Consider the following 22707-nt stretch of genomic DNA (forward strand, 5'->3'; position numbering starts at 1 on the left):
CGCAGAGCAGGATAGGGGCGCGATCACGTGCGCTCCCGAGGAATGTCACGATCGCTGCGGAGCCCTCTTCCTGTTCCTGGGCACGGCGATGACGCCGGAAGCGGCGTCCAGGAGAAGGCGGCGGAAGGTCGGGCATTCCATGTGGCTCGGCGCGGGGCAGGCGGCGGCATGGCGGAGGGAGTCGCGCAGGACACTGAGATCGCGAATCGTCCTGTCCAGCTCGTCCGCCTTGCCGGCGAGCATCTGCCGGTCGATGCGGGGCTGCCCGTCCGGCGCGAACATGGTCGCGATCTCATCGAGCGAGAAGCCGGCGGTACGCCCCAGCGCGATCAGCGCCAGCCGTTCCAGCACGGCGGGATCGTACTGGCGGCGCAGCCCCCGCCTGCCGGTGGAGGCGATCAGCCCCTTCTCCTCGTAATACCGCAGCGTCGAGGGCGGAACGCCCGTACGCCGCGCCACCTCGGAAATGTCCAGGTCCGTCATCCACTTGACCTCAAGTCGGCTTGAAGTAGCACAGTGGCATCTCAACCTCGTGAACGCAAGCCCAGGAGACGACCATGGATGTCACCCGCACGACCGACGACGACCACAAGGCACGCTGGAACGGCACCGCCGGCAACGCCTGGGTCGAGGCACAGGCGGTGCTGGACGAGCTGATGCGCCCCTTCGAGGACCTGCTCCTCGAAGCGATCTCCCCCGGACGCGGAGGCCACGTGCTCGACGTCGGCTGCGGCACGGGCGGCACAACGGTCACCGCCGCGCGGCGACTCGGCGAGCAGGGCCACTGCGTCGGCATCGACATCTCCGAGCCGATGATCGCCGCCGCCGAGGCCCGCGCCGCGCGAGCGGGCGTACAGGCGTCCTTCATCCGCGCCGACGCCCAGGACCATGCCTTCGAGCCCGCCACCTTCGACGCGATCATCTCGCGCTTCGGCGTCATGTTCTTCGACGACCCCGTCCGTGCCTTCGCGAACCTGCGACGCGCCGCGAAGAGCGGCGCCGACCTCCGGTTCATCGCCTGGCGCAGCGCCACCGAAAACCCGTTCATGACCACAGCCGAACGCGCCGCCGCCCCCCTCCTGCCGAACCTCCCCACCCGCCGCCCGGACGGCCCGGGCCAGTTCGCCTTCGCCGACCGATCCAAGGTCCACCACATCCTGGAGGAGAGCGGCTGGACCGAGATCGCCATCCACCCGATCGACGTGCCCTGCACCCTGCCCGAACGGGAGCTGGTCGGCTACTTCACCCGACTGGGCCCGGTTGGCCTGGTCCTGCATGAGGCGGACGACCGAACCCGGGCGCAGGTCATAGAAACGGTCCGCGCCGCGTTCGAGCCGTACGTGCACGGCGAGGAGGTCCGCTTCACCGGGGCCTGCTGGCTGGTCAGCGCCCGCGCCTGATCGCACACTGCCTGCCAGGGAAAGGCTCACCAAGGCCGGTGAGCCCGAACCCCGGCAGGCGCTTCCCTTCTTCTGAACCTGCTACAGGTCGAACTCGCCGGACTTGACGCCCCCGATGAAGGCTTGCCACTCGGCAGGGGCGAACAGCAGCTTGGGGCCGTCCGGGTCCTTGCTGTCCCGGACGGCGACGATACCGGGCAAGTTGACGGCGACCTCGACGCACTGGCCGCCATTTCCTGAGGATCGCGACGACTTCTGCCACACGGCGGCGCTCAGGTCCATTCGCGTCTCACTTCCTCGACCATTCGGAGGGATACGCGCTCAGGATAAGCCCACAGCCGTATCGCCTCATATCGCTCCTGAATGGCAGCCGCATGTTCGCGGTCGGCTGTGACATGTCCTTGCGCAGGTGAGTCCGCGTGGACGGTGAGCGGCTGCCCGTCCGGAAGCTCGGCAATCATAAAGGCGCCTGCCAGGCCGGGAAGGCACTCTGGATCGACGACCTGGATGGAAACGGATGGGTGTCTGGCGACCTCCAGCACGCGATCGAGCTGTTCGCGCATCACTTCAGGCCCGCCGACCCGGCGGCGCAACACACCCGCGTCGAAGAGCACGAGAACAAGCGGAGGATCGTCCCGGTCGAGAATCCGCTGCCGCCGCATGCGCGCCTCGACTCGTTCCTCAACTGCCTCGGGAGTGGCCCGCGGTTCCAGGGTGAAGATATGCCGGGCATAGGACTCTGTCTGGAGTAGGCCGGGGATCAGCAGTGGGTCCCAGGAGCGGATCACTCGGGCGGTGGGTTCGATCTCCTCGGCCCAACTCCGAAACCAGACGGGGCCGCCGGGCTGGGCGATGATGCGCTGGTACAACCGGGTGAACGACACGCCCCCCGCCTCGCCGAAGAGCCTGTCCAGCCGCTCGGCGTCGGACCTCGACGGGGTGCGGGTGGCCTTCTCCAGGCGGCTCACCTGGGTCTGGGTGCAGCCGAGCCGGGAGGCCACCGCCGCTTGGGAGAGCTGCGCGGCCTCCCGCAGCCGGCGCATCTCCGCGCCGAACCGCACCCGAGGCGACCCAGGATCGAGAGACGGCACAACGTCCATCGCATTTCCCTCCGAATCAGAGAAAAACGGACTTTCTCTTCGGCTGGCGATACCACAACCAGACCAGGTAAGACCGGCGCCGGTCATTCGCCGAACTCACCTGGAGTGCCGATACGATCACGCATTCGGCCCTCGGAAGGCATTCTAAGCACATGGCTTGCGCTACGGGTGGTAGGAAAGGCATTAATAAAATGACTCCGAAATGGGGTTCGGCTTCCCGTCGGAGGTGTGGCATACGCGCCGTTGCATTGCTAGTCACCGCTTCGGCGCTGACGGTCGTGACATCGGGATGCGGCGCGTCAGATCTTCATTTGAAGACCGCCGTGACCGAACTGGAGAAGGACGTATGGCGTCTGGAGACCGACGACGTCTTCAAGAATCCGCTGAAGAAGCTGCGGATCATCCAGCGCCCGGATAAGGACATCGCCTGCGATAAGGGCAAGTTCAAGAGAGCGATGCGCGCCACAGCAGACTACAAGCGCGTCAGTGACTCGCTGATAGACCACCTGGACCTGGCCGAAGATCTGAAGCTGGCCACGCTTCGTCGGCATCTTGGCTACAAGCTGGAGTTCGACTTCAGTCAGAGCGACGCTGAGGAGGGACGGTTCGTCTATGGAACAAAGGAACATGTGGGGGTAAAAATGACCGTATATGTGGCTCCTGAGGCACCGACATGGCGACTGCACGGCCAGACTGCCTGCTTGCCACGGAAGGGCAGTGTCCCCAAGGAGGAGAGATTCTTCCCGGACAAGCCAGGTGACGAATAAGCATCCCCCACTCCGACGCTGACGCGTAGTCTGAGGGATGGATGACCTGACCTATGGACCGTCCACGCGCCGAACGGCCGACTCCGACCGGCCGCCGGCGTTCCGAGGGCCGCGTTGCCATCTGGCGCAAAGCATGGCGACAACGGTCCGGGGGGTGAAGATCGGTGTGGCTCGGTGTCTGATCGTCCTTGGAGGTGGATCATGCGCGTCGTCGTCTTACTGGCTACCGGGTTAGCCCTGATCGTGGTGGCAGCGGGGTGTGGTGCTTCTGAGCCTTCGCTGCAGACCGCCGCCGCAGAACTACAGAAGGACACTCAACGTTTGGAAACCGACGACGTCTTCAAAAATCCTACATACAAGTTGCGTATCCTGCAGCGGCCGGACAAGGACATTCCGTGTGACAAGGATAAGTTCAAGCGCGTGATGAGGGCAACGGCGGATTATGCGCGTATCGATGAACCACTTTTTCATCACCTGGACCGAGCGCAGGGGTTGATGGAAAACCGACTTATCCGGGCTTTAGGATATGAGTTGGATTTGGATATCACTCAGAGTGATGCCGACGAAGGTCGATTCATCTATGGCATGAAAGGCGACTCCGGGGTGAAGGTGACTGTATATGTAGCCCCAGAGGCTCCTACATGGAGGATACACGCTCAGACCGCTTGTCTGTCAAAGTAGAGGCAAATGGATCAGTCCCAAATTCTCAACAAGTCCTTTGCTGTATCGTTGGCCTGATAGGTCGAGGATGGCTCGACTTTCGTGTCGAAGTCATCATTACTGTCCATCCAGCGCTCGTACGGTACCAGCTTATCGCGCAACACCTTTTCCCATGTCTTGTCGGGCGTAGCTTCGCGTTTCGCCTCGGCAAGAAGCTCATCGTAGGTTTTGAGATCACCAGTGCTCTTGCTGATGAGTTCACCGGGTGGATCACTTGCTGGAAAGCTGGCTTCATGCAGAATGTGGGCCATGTCGTACTTCTGTCGTATGGCAAAATCCGACCGGGCTCCGGTGGCCTCCTCAACCCGGGTCTCAAAACTGTCGGCCCAGCCATCCAGGAGAGCGCTGGCACCATATGCCTTCGTCAGTTCCCAGCCAACTTTTGCAGCGGTGCCTGCGACAGGGATCGCGTCAACCCCGAGCGCGAGAGTGTTCTTGGTGATGTCAAGGACCAGGTCGTCCGTAGCGTCCCGCTCGCCGCGCATGTCCAGTACAGCCTTGAACTCGACGCCGCCTAGGTCACCAAACGCTCTCGCTGCGTCCTCGAAGTGCCGAGTATCGCCCTGCGCGTCCAAGCGCGCAGCCGCAACGAGTGTGTCATGCCGGAACTGTCCAGCGACCGCGTCAAAGTCGTGAGTAAGGTCCTTGTCACCGGAGAAAGTTGCTAAAAACCGATATGTGTCCCCCGGGCTCAGATAGAAGGACGGGGTGATACCGGGAATGACTATCCACCGTTCCGGTGGCGTCAGACCGGAGTCGCGGTAGACCGCCTTGTCGAAGCGGGCGCCCGTCGCTAGTTCGTGGATGTACGACTTGGCGATGGCGACCATGGAGGGTCTGGCGAGGTCCGGTATGTCGTAGCCGAAGGTGCCCGCCGCCATCATCACGTCCAAAGTGAAAGCGGCAGCGCCGGAGCTGTGCTGCCCCGGCTTCTCCGTGGCGACCTCGGCGCCTGCCTCCACGGCCCGTCCGAAGGCGGTGGCGACGTCATCCCCAGTGCCCATTGCTTTGGCGTAATCGAGGAACAGCTTCATCTTCTGGGGCTGGGTCAGCTTGACCTCCCCGCCACCCATCTTGCTGAATGCGTCCCGTACCGCCGTGCCGTCCGAGCCCAGCACGTCCAGCCCCAGCGCGACCAGGTCGGGCGACAGGCCGTATACCCCCAACTCGGGAGATGTTCCGGCGCGCCAGTCATTCCGGGGCTCTTTTACGAAGTCGTCCAGGATCAGGGCGCGGGCCGCTGCGCTGCGCACGTCCGAGGGGGCGTTCGCGCCTTTGAGCAGTGCGAGACGATTCCAGGCGACAACTATGCTCTCGGTCGGTTTCACCAGTTCGCTTCTGATTTTGGCGAATGCAGGCAGGAGCGTGGGCGCGCGCAGTGCCGCGCCGAGGGCCTTGCTGAAGGCGGCGAGGTCCTGCTTGGCGGTCTTGCTGCCTGTGGCGGCTATGAGGTCGGGCAGCGCATCGCGCACCTTCGGTGACAGGAGGGCGAAGAACGCGGCGGCGGCCTGAGGGTTCTTCGCGAGTGCCTCGATCTCGTCGGTGTGCTCGTGGATGAGTTTGCCCTGGAGCTCACCGGAGAAGTTCACGAAGATGTCCTGGCCGTACATCGTGGCCAAGGCTCGGGCGCTTTCGTAGCCTGCCAGTTCGTCGGGCAGGTGGATGAGCCCTTGGCCGCCGAGGGGCTGCGGTGCCGAGTCGCCTGTCGAGTTCAGGCTCTGGATCAGCTCGGCGCGGCCGTCGAGCATGGTGGCCTGCTCTCTGCCCCACTCGGCGATGCCGTTGATCCCGGCCAGGGCGGGCGTGCTGATCTCGTGCCGGCGCAGCTTGAGGCCGAACTCGTGGGTGAAGGCGGTCAGCTTGTCGGCCGCCCCGCGCATTGACGCGGCCATCTGGCCCATCTCGTCCGGGTCGATGCCGCAGAAGCCGTCGATGGGTGCCACGATGCGTCCCCCTTCACAACCTGAGTGCCGGTCACCAGCGGCCGGCCAGTTCGCGGCGTATGGCGTCGGCCTGGGACTGGGGTACCAGGGCCGGGTGCCGGTGCATCTCCTCGTCGATCGCGTCCATCACCCGCTGCGCGAGCTGTCCCAACTGGTGGATCTGCAGCGCCAGCTCATCGGTCCACTTCTCGGCCGTGGGCCCTGTCCACACCCTTCGCGACCGCATCGCGTTGAAGGCGCGCTGGTACGCCTGCCGCACCTCGTGCGACCTCTCCTCGGCCTCCGCGAGCAGCAACTTCAACCTCGCGTGCCGGGGATTGGGCACCATCGGCTCGCCCACTTCCCCCATCCTCTCCGGCACTCCGCGAGCGAAATGGTGGTGTATCACCCGAGATGCCGATGATTTACGCGAACAGTATTCGGGCCTCGGTGGGAGCGGAAAACTCGGCCGAGGTCCACAACCTCCCTGACCTGGAGTGATGGTCGGTCGGATGCAACTTGTGGAACTGCGCTTTATATTAATGCACTTCCCATATCCCTGCGCGGACGTGTTGCGTCGCGGTACAGGTTTCGGGGGGGCAGCGGGTCTCTGTGCTGGAGTCGCCGGTCGAGACCGACGGATACAGCGCCACCAGTGACAAGTCGTAGTCGAAGCTGGTGCTGCACGCGGGCGGCCGATAGGCGCAGATTGTGAAGGACCGCCGGTTATGGACTGACGTGGGTGGCCGCGGCGCGGGGAGCGACGAAGCCACTTATCGAGGCGATGGTCGTTCCCTAGGATCTGGTGGTCTCGCGTGGTGATCGCCTTTAGACGCGCGAGAGGAACAGGATGATGAGCGAATTCGCCGCATACTCTGCCACAGCGCTCATTGCCTGAGGAAGGAGCTCGCCTCCCCACTGTGCGAGACATACAGTGCGTTACGGGCTCGGGTGCAGGCCACGAAGAGCAAGAGCCGTTCTCGCTGTAGCTCCTGCCGGTGCGTCACCGAGTCCTCTTCCTCCACCGTGACCGCCGACGGGGACGGCAGGACGCCGTCGTCCGCGCGACCACGGAGACACAACGGAATTCCAGGCCCTTCCTCCGGTGCATCGTTTCGACGCGGACCGACCGGGGAGAGACATCGGTCGCGGCGAGCGGATGGTGGTGATCCCCGCGGCGCGGAGCGCGTCGCCAAGCTTCAGTCGGTGGCTGTGGCCTCGGACGGCGATGCCGAGGCTCGCCGGCGACACCCGGCTGTCGTAGATGCGCTGGTGGCGAAAACCGAAAACGGGCATCCGCCGGAAGTCAAAGAGGGTCACTCGAACAGCGAAAGCGGGCCACCCCTGCAAGCACAGTCCCCATGGCCCTCACGGCATCGGCAGAGAACCGTAGGGAAAGTCCGAAGCCGACGGCGAGCGGGGGAACTGACTCGTTCTTCCAGGACGGCCTGTTCCCCCCGGGACGGCGCTCTCTTCTGAGACTCGCTACAGGTCGAACTTGCCGGTCTTGGCGCCGGCGAGGAAGGCTCGCCACTCGTCGGGGCTGAAGAACAGCTTGCCTCCGTCCGGGTCCTTGCTGTCGCGGACAGCAACCACCCCCGGCAAGTTGGAGGCGACCTCAACGCACTGACCACCGTTCCCACTGGAGTGGGATGACTTTCGTCCACTGATCGATCATCTGTACCTTGCCGAGACCGCACTGGAGAATACTCTCGCTCGCGAGCTCGGATACCACATGGAGTATGACTTCAGTCAGTCGGACGCGGGTGGAGGGCCGCTTCATCTACGGCACGAAGGAGGATTCAGGACTGAAAGTCACCGTGTACGTGGCCCCTGAGGCGCCCGCGTGGCTCCCGGCGTATGGCATCGGCCTCGCTCATTCCCACATCCACGTGCGGGTGTTATGCGGGGCCGACGGCCAGGAGAGCTCCGCTTCTATGGACGAAGGTGGGGAGTCGGGGGCTGCGGGGGGGAGCGTTCGACGCGGGAGGTGGCTGGCCAGGACGTCCAAGTAGCGCTGGCGCGACCATTCGGCTCGGTCACCGATGACATACAGGCGACGTTTGGCACGGCTGACGGCGACGTTCAGCAGGTTGGGCCGTTTGGCGGCCCAGCCCTTGGCTCTGGGTCTCCGCGGGTCGCCTCCGAGTACCAGGATGACGACGTCGGCCTCCTTACCCTGTGTAGTGTGGACGGTCCGCGCCGTGAGACCGGGGAACTGGCGGATCACCTGCCCAAGGCCCCGCACGACATCGCGGAAGGGACTGATGACGAAGATGTCGTCGGGTGAGACCTCTTCCCTGGCGAGCCGGCGCAGGACACGTACCAGGGCATCGCCTTCCTCGGGGATCCAATGGCCTCCGCCGCTCGTGCCGGCCACGTCTATCCATGTGCTCTCGGGCAGTTGAAGGGGCGGTTGCTCGGGCTTGCCGTACACCATCAGGCCGTCGTAGGCGATGGCGTTGGAGACGTCGAACATCGGCTGATCGCAGCGGCGGTGGACACGGAGTGGGGCGCCGACCCACACGGGCTCGTCCTCTCCCGGCAGATACGTCCCGTACCTGTTGGCACGATCGGCGAGTTGTTGGACGGACGTCCGCCCAGGCAGCCATCGCTCGTCGCGCACGCCGTACGTCCGGCGAAGTGCCTGCTGCGCGGCGAACGGCAGAGTCACCACCGGCTCAAGCTGGAGCGGGTCTCCCACCACCACGACTCGCCGCGATCGCCAGATGGCGCCGGCCGCGAGCTGAGGGGCTGCCTGGCCCGATTCGTCGATGAAGAGCCAGCCCAAGGCCTCCTGGGTGAGGTGCGAGAAGACGCGGTCGAAGGAGGCGCATGTCGTCGAGACCACGGGGACGAGGAAGAAGAAGCTGTGCCAGGCGGCCCGGATCGCCTCCTCGGGGGCATCCCTGGGCGCGGCACCGGAGACCACGTCCATAGCGGCTTGCAGGCTCCTGCGCATGCGCGTGGCCTCGGCGCGAAGAAACGCTTGGTGGAGCCGCAATGCCTCAATGAACAGGTCGGCGCGAGCTCGGTTCCACTCCTCGTCCGTCCACAGCGTGTGCTGCTCCCGTTGCTCAGCGCTCGCCCACCACTGGTCGTCGGGGAAGAAGCGACCGAGATCGGCTTGGTGGTGCGTCGAGTGGAACTGGAGTTCGGTGAGGCGGGTGTGCAGCCTGCTCAGTTCGGCCCGCTTGCGGTCACGCTCTTGAGCAACGCTCGCGGCGGTCTCTCGAAGGCTCTTCATCCGCACGGTGGCATCGTCGAGCGCTGCCTGCGCGGAGCGGACCTCCAAGGCGAGCGTCTTGTTCTCCGCCGCCCACTCGCGCGACGCCTTGCCCAACGTGAAGATCGCTGTGGTCACGCTCGGCTGGAACCGCTGATGCTCTGCCCGCTTGGCGGCGCGCTGCGAAAGCTCACTCTGAGCCTGTTCCGTGAGCCTTTGGGCGCGCTCGAAGTCATGGCTGAGAGCATCGAGCCGGTTCTCCGCCGTTCTGATCTCCGTGGTCGTGCGATCGATCGCCTCCTGGACGGCGGGCACTTCACGCAACACCTGGTACGCCTCGTCCCGTTCACGCTGAAGCGCTTGCACACGCTCGTAAGCGAGGGTGAAGGACTTGACAGCGGCCGACCAGTCAACGGCTCCGTCGTCCTGCTCCCACTCCTTCAATATGGCCAGGATGCCGCGCTCGCCCGCGGTGCCATACCAGGCTTCGCTGACGAACTCGATTCGGTTGGACTTCCTCCCCAGCTTGGCGGCCACCAGACCCCAAGCGGGCTCTCCGAGGACCCGGCTCGCCACATCGTCGAAGTAGCCCGCGGTTTCCCGCCACGGTGTGTCGATCGCCTTCCGGCCGGGGATCTCGGTGGTGACGTTCTCGACGGCGCCGTTGTTCGCCGAGGTCACCACCATCTCGAAGCCCGTGAGATCCTCACGCCACAGGCTCACCACGCGCGTGCGGTCGCCGGTTTTCCAACGCCTTTCTCCGGTGAACGCCGCAGCGGTGTGAGGGATCTTGGACAGCCGCCGCGCCCGTTCCACCACGTTCGCCGCGACCAGGTCGCGCAGCATCGTGGTCTTGCCCGTGCCCGGTGGCCCGTTGACGGCGAAGAGCCCCGATCCGGAAGCCAGCGTGCCCATGATCGTGTTGACGGCGAACTGCTGGCTCAGCGCGAGAGGCTTGTCCGGAGCCTGCGGCCAGCGTCCAGCGGGAACCAGGCCCGGAGCTACGTGCTCGAATACCACTCGCGGGTCTTGCCGTAGATCGACGCGCGCCGGCTCGCTCACCGCGAGATAGGCATCGAGGGCCGCGCCGTACGCTCCGCGGCGGACAGCGGACGAGACCCGCTCGAGATCGTGGACGATTAAGCTGTTGAGGAAGTCGGTGGTCTCGTCGGTCGAGTGCTCACGGCGGCGGGAGACCTGGACGCTCTTGACCAAGAACCCGTCTGGTTCCAGCACACCGGCGACGCCGAAGCGCTCTGTCGTCAGCCTGACGAGCGCAGCCACATCCCCGTATGCCAGGGGTCGCCCGACGTGGACGTCCTTGCGCCGAAGCTCGGCGGCCTTCTGGTCGTATTCGAACGCGGCGACACGGGACTCCGCGGCCGTGGCCAGGGTACTGCACGCGATGTCGAACCCCTCCAGCCATGCCGCGCTCGCTGGCCCCGGCGGCGACGAGGTGCGGCCCACGGCCCACGCGGCGCTGGAGAACTCCCACGTCTTCAGGAGAGGCCTGCCTTCCTCCGTGAGGATCATGGCGAACAGTGCGCTGGTTCCCTGTGGCGCCCGGTCGAAGTTCTCGGGGTCGGCTCCGAAGACCTCTTCCAGCAGCACACGCATCCGGTCGAGCTGGAAGATGCCGCCGTAGAGTATGTGCCGCCAGGTCATGGTCGGCTTGATGCGCCTGTGCTGTAGCGGATGACCAGGTTCCCAGGGGAGCAGCCCTCCGGGCTCGATGAGGAAGACCGGCTCGCGCTCGTCCCTGGGATTGACCCTCGGGATGCTCTGCGGGCTGAAGAGCTCGCAGGCCCGCCAGAATTCCATGATCCGGGAACGGCTGTCGTTCAGGTGGTTCACGGCACTCCTTCCTGGGGTGGCTGGCGGAGGGAGACGGGGCGCTACGACAACATAGCCGTTGTCACCGTGGCGTCGCCGTGGCGGAGGACAAGGACCATAATATTTCCCTTCGAATCCATGAAAAGCGGACCATCTGGTTGGCGGCCATGCCGAATCCATGCCACGCCATGCCGAGGATCGTCATCGACGGATCTTCACTGGCCTGCTGAACCGGTTGTCGATACATGTTTCTCGACGGCATTCTGAGCACGTGCCTTCCTTTCCATGTGGTGGCGGAAAGGAAGGTCGGGCTACTGTCCCGGCCGGGAACGAATCGGACCGCGCGTCAATGACGCGGCATTGTCAACCGCCCCGGCCACGGGCATCGGAAAGCATCCGGGAGGCGGGGCGATGACGGCGGCGCGCGGTACGAGAGGTTCGATCACCTGGTCCGGCTGGGCTGGGACCTGCACAATCTCGGTGTTGCGAACTCGCTGGTCCTGCCCGTGGCCGGTGATCCGGTCCTGGAGATCAGATCGGCGGCCGGCATCGCGATCCATATCACCGTGATCAGACGGTACTGCGGCTGGGTGTTCACCTGGCGGCCGTGGTGGGTGCGGCTGTGGCGGCGGGACAAATGGGTGGTCGCCTACGCCGACAACGCCGCCGACATCATCTTGGCGGAGGTGAACGCATGAGAGGACGCCTCTGCCGCTACGAGCCGCCGCGGGTGATATCCGGCGAGTGGTGGCGGCAATTCCCGGGGACGACGATATCGGTTCCGGCGGCCAGGGAATGGGTGCGCGGATTGCTGGCCGGACGGATCGCGGCGGCCCTTCTCGATGACATCTCGCTGCTGCTGACCGAGGTCGTCGCCAACGCGGTCACCCATTCCGACTCGGGACGTACGCCCGACGGCCAGGTGGCGGTTCGGGTGATGTGCGGCCCCGACGGCGTCCGGGGCGAGGTGAGCGACGCGGGATCGGATCGCAGCAAGCCGATCCTGCGTGAGCCGGGCCTCGACGACGACGGCGGGCGGGGCCTGCGGTTGGTGGACCTGCTCGCGACGGCCTGGGGATGCCATGGCGACGAGGCCGGCGGATCGGTCTGGTTCCGGGTGGCGGCGCCGACGGTGGGCGATCGCATGGAGACGCCGGTGGACAAGCCTGATGTGATCTTCGATCGCGACCGCGAGTGGGCCGTGCTGTCGCGCTTCGTCACCGATCCGCGGCCGGGTGCGACGCTGGGCGTGGTCTCCGGGCGGCGCCGCCACGGCAAGACCTTTCTGCTGCACGCGCTGTGCACGGCCATGGGAGGGTTCTACTTCGGCGCGACCGACGCCACGAGCGTCGAGTCGCTGCGGCGGATCGGCGCCGCGCTCACCGCGTACGGCTCGCCGGGCGCGCCCTGCCGCTTCACGGACTGGTGCGAGGCCGTGGACGCGCTGCTCGACCTGGGACGGGACCGTCCGGTGCCGGTGGTCATCGACGAGTTCCCGTACCTGGCCAGGGCCGAGCCGGCATTGCCCGGGATCATCCAGCGGGCGCTGCGCGGAGATCGCTCGCGGACCCGCCTGCTGCCGTGCGGGTCCACGGCCCGGCACCTGCTGGCCGAGGAGCCCGAACTGCGCGACCCCGGCATGTACCACGCGGTGCTCGCCGCGGTGGCCGAGGGCAACAGCACCCGCAGCGGCATGGCCCGCTACCTGGGGCGGAAGCGGGCCAGGACCTCGCGTATCCGATCAACGTCCTGGAAGGCGTGGGACTGCTCCGCCGTGACGCGGACGTCTTCCGGGACAACCGGCCTGCCTTCGATCCGGATCTCGTGGGCGGTCCCCTTGCACGGGTCGGACACGGCGTCGTTTACGATCTTGCCCGCCGTACCGGGCACGAGATCGACGTCGCCGTGGCAGGGGAAGGGCCCGAGCCGCCCCTTCTGCTGATCGGCGCGGCCAGGTGGGACGACGTCATGGGGCCGGAGCACCTGGACCGGCTGCGGCGCCTGCGTTCGCTTGTCGCGGGCGGAGGGAGATATGACACTACCTCGACCCTGCTGGCCTGCTTCAGCGGTGTGGGGTTCAGCGACGAACTGCGGGCCTGCGCTCGGCAGGACCGCGACGTACTGCTCGTGGGCCTCGCCGATCTGTACGGCGGACTGTGATCACAAGCGGCGTTTTTCAACGACTGGCCAGGTCGGCGAGTAGGTCTGCGAGGACGAGTTCCTCTTCGACGCGTACACCTCGGTGGGTCATCGCCTTGGACAGTTCGGGGGCCCAGGGGGTCGGGCGGGGGCGGCCGGTGAGGGGGGCCGAGGAGGGTACCGCCTCGTAGGAGGACGCGTCGTAGCGCCAGGGCACGAAGCCGATCCGCTCGTTGACCGCGGTGGCGATGGCGATCCCGCCCCAGTCGAAGTCGCCGTGGTAGGCGAAGGTGGCGCCGCCGGAGGCGAGGAGGTCCAGCAGGCGCCAGACGGCGGCCGATGGACTGCCGCCGCCGCACACCAGGGGCGGGCAGGCGGGGCCGAGTTCGTCGGCCGCCGCGGCGATGACGACTGGGTTCTCGCAGATCCTGACCAGGCCGGCGGTGAGCGGGGTCTCGTGGCGGTGGAGCTGGCGCAGGGTCAGTACGCAGGGCTCGCCTGCCGCCGTGGCGGCGCTGAGCATGCGTCCGGTGGGCGTACGGTCGTCGCCGGGCAGGCCCAGGCACAGGACGAGGGAGGACAGGTCGTCGAGGTGGACGCCGACCGCGGCCCACGCGGCGCGGCGCGCGTCGGCGCCGCCTTCGCCCGCGTACGGCAGGCCGGCCAGGGCGCGGGCCGCGGACAGGGCCAGCGTGGCCAGCGGGCGTCCCTCGTCCAGGGCGTGCGCGTCCGCGCAGGTCTCGGCGGCCAGGCGGCCGAGCGGCACGCCCCGCGACGGCAGGCGATCCAGTACGGCGGTCAGCCGGTCGAGCAGGGCGCGGGCGTCCTCGGGATCGGCGGCGAGTCTTCGGACCAGTCCGGTGGCCTCCAGCCAGGAGCGCCATCCGGCCAGTTCGGGGCGCGCGGTGACGAGGGCGTCGATGCGCGCGAAGGCCCGGGTCCAGGCCGACGCCAGGGCCGCCTTCTCCCCGGCCAGGTCCCGGATCGGGCCGCGCAGGCGTACGACGGCCTCGGCAAGCCCGCCGGCGGCGACGCCGCTGGACCGCACGATGTGGTCCACATCGCCCAGGGAGACCGACAGCGACGTGCCCGCTCCCGCCCGGCGGCCGAGCAGCACCTCCACAGCGCGGCGCTGGGCCGGGGTCGCGGCCGTGAGGGTCACCGTTCCGATCAGCGGCTTGCCCTGTTCCATGCGGCGGCGCGCCCGTTCGACCAGCCAGGCGATCTCCTCGCCGCCCAGCAGCCGCAGCAGCCGGTCGTTCTCCCCGGTCATGCGAACAGGCCGTCCTGTGCCACAGGTGGGGCGGCAGCGGGTGTGGGCACCGCGGCGGCCGGGCGCTCGGCCCGGCGGCGTTCGCGTCCGTCCCAGCGCCAGGGCGTCACCAGGACCGCGTCGATGCCGTCGCGGCGGGAGAGCTGGCAGATCGCCAGTCCGGGTACCTGCGGGTAGCAGCCCCACTCGCGTTCGCTGGTCATCACCACGTCCATGTCGAACGTGGCCAGCAGGCCCAGGCACTTGGCGCGGGAGTCGTCATCGACCCCGGCGAACGCCTCGTCCAGGGCCACCAGCCGGGGCGCGTACGGGTTGCCCGCCGACTTGTAGTGGGCCGACGCGGCGGCGAACAGCGGCACCGACGCCGCCAGCACCCGTTCGCCACCGGAGGCGGGCCCGGTCGCGGACCGCCACTGCCCGTCCTGGAGCCGCTGGATCGCGAACTCGTGCCAGGCCCGGTAGTCCAGGGCCCTGGTCAGGGCCTCGGTCCAGCCCGCGGCCGGGTTGTCGGCGTGCTCACGGGCGATCCGTTCCTGGAGGAACGCGCCGACCGCGGACCGGTCGGCGACGGACCAGGCGTCCACGGTCTGCCGGAGCTTGTCCCGGACCCGGTCCAGCCCTTCGGGGGCGTTCCTGGCCGGTTTCCAGACCAGGCGCAGGCGCATGCCGGTGGACGTGGGGCGGGACTCCAGCTCGGCGTTCATCTCGCGGACCTCGGACTCGGCCGCGGCGATCAGTTCGTGCAGCGTCCCGGCGACCTCGTTGAGCAGGTGGTTCTCCAGGACCTCGCGTTCCTTGGCCGACAGCAGCCTGGCCCGGTGCTCGGTCTCCTCCGCCAGCGCCGCGGCGAGCCCGGGAACGTCCCTGCTGCGCCCCTGGAAGACCACGTCCACGATCATCACGCCCTCGCGCAGGGTCAGCCCGACGGAGTGGCCGTGCCTGGCCATGGCGTCGGACAGCAGCTTGTGCTCCTCGGCCACTTTCTTCTGGACCCGGTCCCACGGGCCGTCGCCGTCGTCCACGGCGTCGAGTTCGGCGTTGACCGTCCTGGCCAGGAGTACGGCGGGCGTGGCCGCCCACTCGCCGTCCGTGCCCGGTACCTCCAGGTCGGCGAGCGCGACGTGGAGCAGGCCCGTGGCGGCGAACGCCTGGAACTCCCCTACGGCGCGGTCGCGTGCGTCGGCCGCCTCCTTGATCTGCTTGCTCAGAGTCTCGCGTTCACCCTCGGCCTTGCCGCGTTCCGTCAGGGCGTTCTGTTCCCGCCGGCGTGCGGCCCGTTCGGCGTCGTTGCGCTCGCGCAACTCGCGTTCCACCGCATCGAGCCGGCGGTACAGCTCCTCGACGGCGGCGCCGGCGGTCTCGGCCAGGGCGCGGTAGGTCTCGGCCGCGGTCTCGGCCTCCGCGCGTGCCGTCGCGGCACGGTCGGCGGCGTCGGCGAGCCGGTCCCTGGCATCCCGGAGATCTTCCTCGGCGTCCTTGACCGCCTCGTACGCATCCCGCCAGGTCCGCACGGCGGGCCACAGCCGTGCCAGGGCCAGCCGGTAGCCGGCGACCGCGGCCTTGACCTCGCCGAGTGCGGCAGGGTCGGCGGGCAGGCCGACGTCGGTTGCGAACTCCTCGGCCCGCCGGGTCGCCTCTCGTAGTTCCTCCTGGCGCTCGTGCAGGACGCGGGTCGCGGCGGCGTGCTCGGTGTCCAGCTCGTCGCGCCGCTTGTACTCGGTGGCGCGCTGGACGTGCGCCTCGCGCAGTGAGGTGTCCGGCGGCAACGCGCGGTGTTCGGCGGCGAGCCGTGCCCGTCGTGCGTCGAGTTCCGCCCGTCGGGTGTTCAGGCCGTCGATCCGCTCGCGAACCTGGTCCCGTTCCGCGCGCAGCGCAGCAAGCCGGGTACGGCGGGCGGCCTCGCGCGTGCCCTCGCCGATGTAGCAGGCATCCGGTTTCCGCCAGGAGCCGGTGAGCACGCCGTTCGCCCACCGGCCGTCCACGGTCACCCACGCGCGGCGGCCGGCGCCCGGTCCGAGGCCGATCCCCTCGATGACGGCCTGGACGGCGGCGTCGGGCAGCGCGGCGGCCTGCTGATCGGCGCGGTCCACCGCCGGGCGCAGGACGGCGGTGCAGGACGTTCCGGCGGCAGGTGCGCCGGCCACGATGATGCTGTCCTCCTCGGCCAGCAGCCGTCCGTCGGGCGTCACCCAGGAGTCCAGGATGCCCGCGGCCTCCAGCGCGGCCTCAAGCCCTGCCCGCTGGTCGGGCGGCAGCGCGTCGGCGAAGTCCACCACCTTCCACAGGGGAGCGCCGGGACGGCCGAGACGGGCGGCGGGGTCGCGGGTGTGCGGTGCCGGCGGTGCGTCGTGGCCGCCCGCCTCCAGCCGGGAGATCTCCTCCGACAGCGTCGTGGCGGTCTGATGTGCCACCCGCAGTTCGGCGTCCACCTCGGCGCCCAGGCGGCCGAGCGCGTCAACGGCCGCCCTGGCCGCGTCGTCCACCGCCGCCGCGGCCGGGTTGGGGCCCTCGGCCGAGACCGCCCAGGACTCCAGCGCCGCGACGACCGCGTCCGGATCGTCCAGCCGCAGCTCGGTCAGGCCCGCAAGATAGAGACTGTAGTCGCGCACGAGCCCCGCGACGGCCTCGCCCACCGCCTCCTCCGCGCCGGCGATGCGGTCGGCGGCGGCCTGGAGCTCCCTGGTCAGCCGGTCCACCTCCGCCCGTGCGGAGGACACCCGGTCCTGAGCGCGTCGCGTGTCGCCGATCAGCCGTTCCAGCTCCCCGACGGCCCGCTCCTGGCGGTCGGCCAGGGACTCGGTCGTGCGCTGGGCCTGGACGGGATCGGCCTGCTCCGCCACAGTGAGGTGATCGCGCTCGCACCGCGCCGCCCGCGCGGCGGAGACGGCCAGCTTCTTGGCCTCGTCCAGGCCGCGAGCCGCGATGTCGGCCTTGCCGCGTGCCGTCGCGGTTCGCCGCTCGTGGCGCTGCGCCTGACCGGCCAGGTGGTCGCGATCCCGCTCGCAGCGGCCCGCGTGGTCGCTCAGCCGCTTGGCCTCCTGGCCGGTCTGCTTGAGCCGTTCCGCGTCGCGCATCTCCGGGCTGCGCCGGAGGGCGTCGCGGCGCGCCTCCAGCACGGTTCGCCGTGCCTCCAGCTCGTCCAGCGCCTGCTGGGCCGCCTCCACCTCAGCCCGGGCCGCGGCGTGGCGGCCGTCGGCCTCGCCCAGGTCGCGGCCCAGGTGCTCGTACCGGCTGTGCGCCAGGCGGAGGACGGCGGCCTTGCGCTTGGCCGCTATGGCCGCGTAGCGCCGGTAGTGGACGAGGAAGTCGCCCGCGGCCCGCTGCGCCTCCTGCAGCCCGCGCAGCGCGTCGCGTTCCTCGTCCAGACCGCGGAAGGCGTCGGCGACCGTGGCGATCAGAGCAGGGCTGAGCGGCGGCAGCGCCTCGGTCAGGGCGCGGGACAGCAGCTTCTCGTCCGGCTTCTTGGAAAGCTGGGGCTGGCGCAGTTGGATGAGCAGGTTCACCAGCGCCTCGTAGCGGTGCTCGCCGAGCCCGAACAGCGCCTCGTCCACGGCTCTGCGGTAGTCGGCGGCCCGGTCGTAGACCATGCCCTGGCCCTCCACGGCCTCGCGCAGCTTCTCCCGGGTGAGCACCACGCCAGTGGCGGAGACCAGGTCGAGCCCCGCGCCGATGCGCTGCGGGGTCAGGAAGAACCAGTGCCGGACGATGCCGCGGTCCTTGACCGCTTTCAGTCCGCAGCCGATCGTGCGGAACTCCTCGGTGCCGTCCGGAGCCCGGCGGCCGAACTCCATCCACGTGTAGCCCAGCCGCTCGGGATGCGGGTGCTTGCCGCCCAGCAGGAGGTTCCACTCCATCCGCTTCTGCCGGTCGCCGTCGGGCTCCACCCGGTGCGGCGCGAGCTCGCCGTCGAGCAGGAACGGCAGCGTCAGGGCCAGGACCTTGGACTTCCCGGTGCCGTTGTTGCCGCGCAGCAGCAGACGGCCGTCGTGGAAGTGGAACTCCTCCACGTCGTAGTAGAACATGTCGACGAGCCCGGCACGCAACGGCTTCCAGCGCTCGGAGGTGGGGGAAGGCGGCATCACTGTCCCTTGATGACGGGTTCGTCCAGCGTGTAACGGGCGATGGCGGGAAGTCCCACGGCCGACCCGCCCGTGAGGCGGACCAGCCGCAGTGCGGTGAGCTTGGCCAGCGCCGTGGCCAGCAGGCCGTCTTCGGCGCCCGGCTCGGTCACGCCCTTGCGCCAGAAGGCGGCATGGTCGCGGGCGGCCTGCCGGACGAACGCCTTCAGCTCCTCCAGCGTGGCCTCCCCGCGGGCCGCGAGGTGCTCGGCGACCAGCAGTGTGACGTGGCCGTCGGTACGCTGCTCCGGCATGCGCACGTCGGTCAGCTCGTCGTCGGGGTCCACCATCGCGATGCCCTCGGCCCGTATCTCGGCCACCAGCCCGGTGGCCTCCTCTATCCGCCGCACGACGGCGTGCCGCTGCGAGGTCAGGTAGGCGCGCTCGGCGTCGTCGAGGTCGGCGAAGTACACCACCGGGTCCTCCAGCAGCTTGCGGGTGAGCCTGCGCCGCAGCGCCTGGTTGCGCAGGTCGTCGGTGTCGGCGATCGGCTCCGCCGTCAGCTCGGCGAGCCGTTCCTCGAACGATCCTGCCGTGATCGTGGAGGGGCCCCTGGTACCGGTGAGCAGCGCGGCCAGGACCGGCCTGCGCACGTCGTACAGCACGTCGCCGGTCGCGCTGAGATAGGCGTCCTCGTCACCGGCGACCCTGCGCAGCACGCCCCAGTCGAGCAGCGTGCGCACCACGGCCACGAGGTCGGCCCGCTCGGCCCGGCTGCCGAGGGTGAAGTCGAAGTCCAGCTCCGGCTCGGCCGCGGCCGACAGCACCTCCTCGGCCAGCCGGCCGAGCGTGGTCTGGGCGTCGGCGCGTTCGAGCACGGCCAGCGCCAGGCAGAGCAGCACGTAGCGGTGTCTGCCGTACGGCTCTCCGGCCCGGCCGCGAGCGGGATGGGTCGCGTCGCGGGTGTCGGAGGCGGTCTTGAACAGCCGGGCCGTGCCGGAGTCCACCATCAGCCGCCAGCCGGTCTCGCGGGTGAGCCAGTGGCGCAGCTCGGTCTGGTGACGGCGGACCAGCACCAGTCTCTCCGCGTCGTGCTCGTCGGTCAGCAAGGGCTTGGCCAGCAGCGCGCGCAGGGCGGTCCGCCGTTGGGCCCGCTCTTCCTCGGGCGTCACGGGGCCGCCATCAGGTCGGTGATCTCTATCGTGTGCTCCGGCCCGGTGAGCACGCCGTCGTGGGTGTGGATCTCGGCCTCGCCGCCGCCGGGGACGAGGACCAGGCGCACCTCCATCGAGCCGTCGGCGGTCACCGTCTTCACCTCGGTCTCGCCCGGCCGCCGGGCGGCCAGCGCGTCGCCGAGCAGGCCCAGGAACAGGCGGAACGCCCGCGTGTCGAGCACGTCCAGCTCCGAGAGCAGGACCGAGCCGTCGGTGCGGAGCGCCGCGCGTGCCGCGGCCGTCTCGGCCGCCTCGCGCTCGGCCTGCTCCAGCAGCAGCGCGCGGGCCCGGCTGCGATCGGCCACCCGGTTGGGCTTGCCCCGCCGCTCGTAGGAGCCGGTACGGCGAAGCTGAGGCGAGATCCTGATCGGCGGGGCCTCCCGCCAGGGAATCCCCGCCGGAACCTCCTGCCACTCCGCCAAGGTGGCGGGCGTGACCGTCAGGTGCCGGGCGGGGGTCAGCCCGAACGCCGCCCGCCACAGCCGGTGCGTCGCCTCCTCGTCCGGAGCCTCGGCGAACCAGCGGGCCAGGGCGCGGAAGTCGGCCGACCGGTCCGATCGGCCGGACCGCCGCTCGTTGAGCAGGCCGACCGTGTCGACGAGCTGCTTGATCGCGGTGATCGCCGCCTGCCGCAGCAGCCGCGCCTGCGACGGACGCTCCACGCCGGTGGAGACGAACCAGTCCTGAAGGCCGCGCCAGCGATTCAGCCAGGACTCGAACGCGCTCTTCTCGGCTCTGGCGTACGCCTCCGCGGCGTCCTCCTCGTCGGGCACCGCGTCGGCCGCCTCCCGGCGCGCGGCCAGCCTCAGCAGGTCCTCGTGTCCGCACACCTGCAGCTCGCCAAGCAGGGTGGCGATCTGCGCGCCGGAGTTGGCCAGGTCGGCGATGAAGCGGTTGATGTAGTCGATCAGCCGCTCCTTGTAGGCGATGAACGCCTCCACGTCACCGTCGGAGAAGTCGATCGCGCGGCGCAGCGAGGCCATGAATGCCTGGGCGTTGTCGGCGAGCGAGGAGAACCGCTCGGTCAGGGAGAGCAGCAGCAGGTGGACCCGGGCCGGGTCGGGATCGGACTCCCGGGCCAGGACGGCCAGCGACTCCAACTGCTCGGCGATGTCGCCCAGCGCCACGGACTGCAACGCCCCGCGCCGCCCGATCGCCTCCTCGTAGAAGGCGATCGCCTGCTCGGCCGCCTGCCCCGCCGGGGTGAGCTGGAACAGATACCGCTTGCGGTGGAAGTCCTCAACGGACGTCACTCTGCCGGTATCGGCGTCGGCCCGTAAATTGCCCCATTCTCGAAGCCGGTCCAGGGCTTGCGCGAGTGAGTCGTCATTGTCCCGGCGCAACTCGGCCGCCACGTCCTCCGGCCGCAGGTGCACGATGAAACGCTCCTTCGCCCGCGCGAAGGCGCGCAGGATCGCCCGGTACAAGGCGGCATTGGGCGCGCTCAGGTGCGCGAAAGGCTGGTGCTCCTGAGACGGGGACGTCATACCGATAGTTTCCACGTTCAACAGGAGCACGGTGCGCGATATCCAGATGAGGTCATCGGGGACGACGCGAATCTCCCCATGTGGCCACTTTCTCCATGTGGCCACGCCTCGCCCCTCGCGGTGCGGCGAGGGCCTGGTTCAGGTGTCGCCGGTTCTGGCGAGAGCGGGCTCCTGGCGGTCCGGGGCGGGCCTGCGGCGGCCTTCGGTGGAGACGACGAGGGCGACGCCGATGACGATGATCAGGCCGGCGGCGGCCATCTGGGCGGTCACCTGCTCGTTGACGATCAGGGCGCCGAGGATCACCGCCACCACCGGGTTGACGTAGGCGTAGGTGGAGACCAGCGAGATCGGGGCGTTGCCGAGCAGCCAGATGTAGGACGTGAAGCCGATCAGGGAGCCGACCAGGATCATGTACGCCAGGGCCAGCCAGGAGCGGGTGGTGACGTCCTCGACGATCAGGCGTTCGCCGGCGGCGAGGCCGATCGCGGTCATGGTCACGCCGCCGACCAGCATCTCGATGGTGCTGGCGGTGAACGGGTTCTCGGGCATCGGGAGTTTGCCGGACAGCCAGGAGCCGAGCGACCAGGACACTGACGCCAGCAGGATCGTGACGATGCCGGTCGTGGAGGAATCGCCGGTGCCGCCGGTGAGCGAGAGGGCGGCCACGCCGGCGAAGCCGACGAGGACGCCGGTGAGGGTGAGCAGGCGCGGACGGTCGCGGGCGGCGATGCGGAAGATCACCAGCCACAGGGGCACCGAGGCGACCAGGAGTGCGGCCAGGCCGCTGGAGATGTGCTGCTCGGCGACCGCGACCATGCCGTTGCCGCCGGTGAGCAGCAGGACGCCGACCAGGGCCGCGCTCGCGACCTGCTTGCCGGTGACGCGGAAGGCGGCGGGGCCGCGGCGGAGGAGGAGGACGAGGCCCAGCACCAGGCCCGCCGCGAGGAACCGCATCGCGCCGCTGATGAGCGGCGGCATCGACTCGATCATGATGCGGATGCCGAGGTAGGTCGAGCCCCACACGATGTAGACGGTGATGAGCGCGCCCCAGATCAGGGCGCCCTTCCGGCGGTCAGCATCGTCGAAGCCCATAGGTCATTACCTTAGCCCCTGTGGATGTCGGGCGAAGTGGCGCCTTTCGGACCTGGTGTCGAGGGCTCTTTCGGATCTTGTGTCGGGGCCCTCCCGGTTCGGATCTGTGTCTGGGCTTTTCGGATCTTATGTCGGAGCTTGGTGGGGTTCGGGTTCCTGTGTTTGCCCACCTTGGGTGGGTTTGCGGCACGGTGTTCGGTCCACCGGTGGTGAGGTCGGTGGTGTTCGCGCCGCTCATTGAGTGAGGTGCCTTCTGTACGGTGCGTGGTGTTCGGTTCTCTGCCGCGTGTGTGGGTGGGTGGACGGTGTTCGGGGAGTTCTGCGGGTGGGTGGGTGGAGGGGTTCTGAGGGGCGGGCGGAGGGCCGGCTTTGCGGGGTTCCGGTGGGTGGGGGTGATCGGGTGGTGCGGGATTTGGGGTGGGCGGGCTTACCCGATTTTCGGTCCCCTGTGCCGCCTATAACGCCTTTGCGTGATC

Annotated in this window: 18 protein-coding genes; 6 read left to right on the top strand and 12 right to left on the bottom strand. The window is 68.7% G+C overall.

Annotated features, from left to right (window positions below):
* Positions 1-45: 45 nt before the first annotated feature.
* Entirely contained in the window at positions 46-483 is a 438-nt protein-coding gene (locus tag HNP84_RS02940; protein ID WP_185047721.1) for a helix-turn-helix domain-containing protein, read from the bottom strand.
* Positions 484-557: 74 nt separating this feature from the next.
* Here HNP84_RS02940 and HNP84_RS02945 point away from each other — a divergent pair, with 74 nt between their 5' ends.
* Positions 558-1400, top strand: coding sequence for a class I SAM-dependent methyltransferase (locus HNP84_RS02945; protein ID WP_185047722.1), 843 nt, complete (start codon positions 558-560; stop codon positions 1398-1400).
* A gap of 81 nt (positions 1401-1481) precedes the next feature.
* On the opposite strand, the gene HNP84_RS02950 is transcribed toward HNP84_RS02945, so the two are convergent.
* Both HNP84_RS02950 and HNP84_RS02955 read right to left on the bottom strand, forming a co-directional pair.
* Positions 1482-1682 carry a DUF397 domain-containing protein gene (locus tag HNP84_RS02950; RefSeq protein ID WP_185047723.1) on the bottom strand — a complete coding sequence of 67 codons (201 nt, stop codon included), beginning with the start codon at positions 1680-1682 and terminating at the stop codon, positions 1482-1484.
* Positions 1673-2500, bottom strand: coding sequence for a helix-turn-helix domain-containing protein (locus HNP84_RS02955; protein ID WP_185047724.1), 828 nt, complete (start codon positions 2498-2500; stop codon positions 1673-1675). The genes HNP84_RS02950 and HNP84_RS02955 overlap by 10 nt, the downstream gene beginning before the upstream one ends.
* Positions 2501-2823: 323 nt before the next feature.
* Between HNP84_RS02955 and HNP84_RS02960 the strand changes: the two genes are divergently transcribed.
* Positions 2824-3267 carry a hypothetical protein gene (locus tag HNP84_RS02960; protein ID WP_185047725.1) on the top strand — a complete coding sequence of 148 codons (444 nt, stop codon included), beginning with the start codon at positions 2824-2826 and terminating at the stop codon, positions 3265-3267.
* Positions 3268-3468: 201 nt separating this feature from the next.
* Positions 3469-3948, top strand: coding sequence for a hypothetical protein (locus HNP84_RS02965; RefSeq protein WP_185047726.1), 480 nt, complete (start codon positions 3469-3471; stop codon positions 3946-3948).
* 11 nt (positions 3949-3959) lie between these two features.
* On the opposite strand, the gene HNP84_RS02970 is transcribed toward HNP84_RS02965, so the two are convergent.
* The 4 genes from HNP84_RS02970 to HNP84_RS02985 all read right to left on the bottom strand — a co-directional run bounded on the left by HNP84_RS02970 (position 3960) and on the right by HNP84_RS02985 (position 10989).
* A complete protein-coding gene (locus HNP84_RS02970; RefSeq protein ID WP_185047727.1) occupies positions 3960-5930 on the bottom strand; it encodes a hypothetical protein in 1971 nt (656 codons plus the stop codon).
* Positions 5931-5961: 31 nt separating this feature from the next.
* Positions 5962-6270, bottom strand: coding sequence for a hypothetical protein (locus HNP84_RS02975; protein ID WP_185047728.1), 309 nt, complete (start codon positions 6268-6270; stop codon positions 5962-5964).
* Between the two features lie 1124 nt (positions 6271-7394).
* Positions 7395-7580 (bottom strand): DUF397 domain-containing protein, encoded by a 186-nt coding sequence (locus tag HNP84_RS02980; protein WP_185047871.1) that lies wholly within the window; start codon positions 7578-7580, stop codon positions 7395-7397.
* A gap of 205 nt (positions 7581-7785) precedes the next feature.
* The gene (locus HNP84_RS02985) at positions 7786-10989 is read right to left on the bottom strand and encodes a DEAD/DEAH box helicase (RefSeq protein ID WP_185047729.1); all 3204 of its coding nucleotides are present in this window, start codon (positions 10987-10989) and stop codon (positions 7786-7788) included.
* A gap of 485 nt (positions 10990-11474) precedes the next feature.
* Between HNP84_RS02985 and HNP84_RS02990 the strand changes: the two genes are divergently transcribed.
* From HNP84_RS02990 to HNP84_RS52495, 3 genes are read left to right on the top strand one after another with little or no spacing between them, the layout of a single operon-like run.
* Positions 11475-11666, top strand: coding sequence for a hypothetical protein (locus tag HNP84_RS02990; protein ID WP_246517712.1), 192 nt, complete (start codon positions 11475-11477; stop codon positions 11664-11666).
* On the top strand, positions 11663-12910 hold the full coding sequence (locus HNP84_RS52490; RefSeq protein ID WP_246517713.1) for an ATP-binding protein: 1248 nt from the start codon (positions 11663-11665) through the stop codon (positions 12908-12910). Before HNP84_RS02990 ends, HNP84_RS52490 begins: the two co-directional genes overlap by 4 nt.
* A complete protein-coding gene (locus HNP84_RS52495) occupies positions 12874-13128 on the top strand; it encodes a hypothetical protein (protein WP_246517714.1) in 255 nt (84 codons plus the stop codon). The genes HNP84_RS52490 and HNP84_RS52495 overlap by 37 nt, the downstream gene beginning before the upstream one ends.
* A gap of 16 nt (positions 13129-13144) precedes the next feature.
* On the opposite strand, the gene HNP84_RS03005 is transcribed toward HNP84_RS52495, so the two are convergent.
* From HNP84_RS03005 to HNP84_RS03025, 5 genes are all read right to left on the bottom strand, one after another.
* A complete protein-coding gene (locus HNP84_RS03005; protein ID WP_185047730.1) occupies positions 13145-14380 on the bottom strand; it encodes a TIGR02679 family protein in 1236 nt (411 codons plus the stop codon).
* The gene (locus HNP84_RS03010) at positions 14377-18459 is read right to left on the bottom strand and encodes a TIGR02680 family protein (protein WP_185047731.1); all 4083 of its coding nucleotides are present in this window, start codon (positions 18457-18459) and stop codon (positions 14377-14379) included. Before HNP84_RS03010 ends, HNP84_RS03005 begins: the two co-directional genes overlap by 4 nt.
* On the bottom strand, positions 18459-19610 hold the full coding sequence (locus HNP84_RS03015; RefSeq protein ID WP_185047732.1) for a TIGR02678 family protein: 1152 nt from the start codon (positions 19608-19610) through the stop codon (positions 18459-18461). Before HNP84_RS03015 ends, HNP84_RS03010 begins: the two co-directional genes overlap by 1 nt.
* Entirely contained in the window at positions 19607-21139 is a 1533-nt protein-coding gene (locus HNP84_RS03020; RefSeq protein WP_185047733.1) for a TIGR02677 family protein, read from the bottom strand. Before HNP84_RS03020 ends, HNP84_RS03015 begins: the two co-directional genes overlap by 4 nt.
* Before the next feature lie 138 nt (positions 21140-21277).
* Entirely contained in the window at positions 21278-22231 is a 954-nt protein-coding gene (locus HNP84_RS03025) for an EamA family transporter (protein ID WP_185047734.1), read from the bottom strand.
* Between the last annotated feature and the right edge of the window lie 476 nt (positions 22232-22707).

This window comes from Thermocatellispora tengchongensis, from assembly GCF_014202315.1.
Taxonomy (GTDB): domain Bacteria; phylum Actinomycetota; class Actinomycetes; order Streptosporangiales; family Streptosporangiaceae; genus Thermocatellispora; species Thermocatellispora tengchongensis.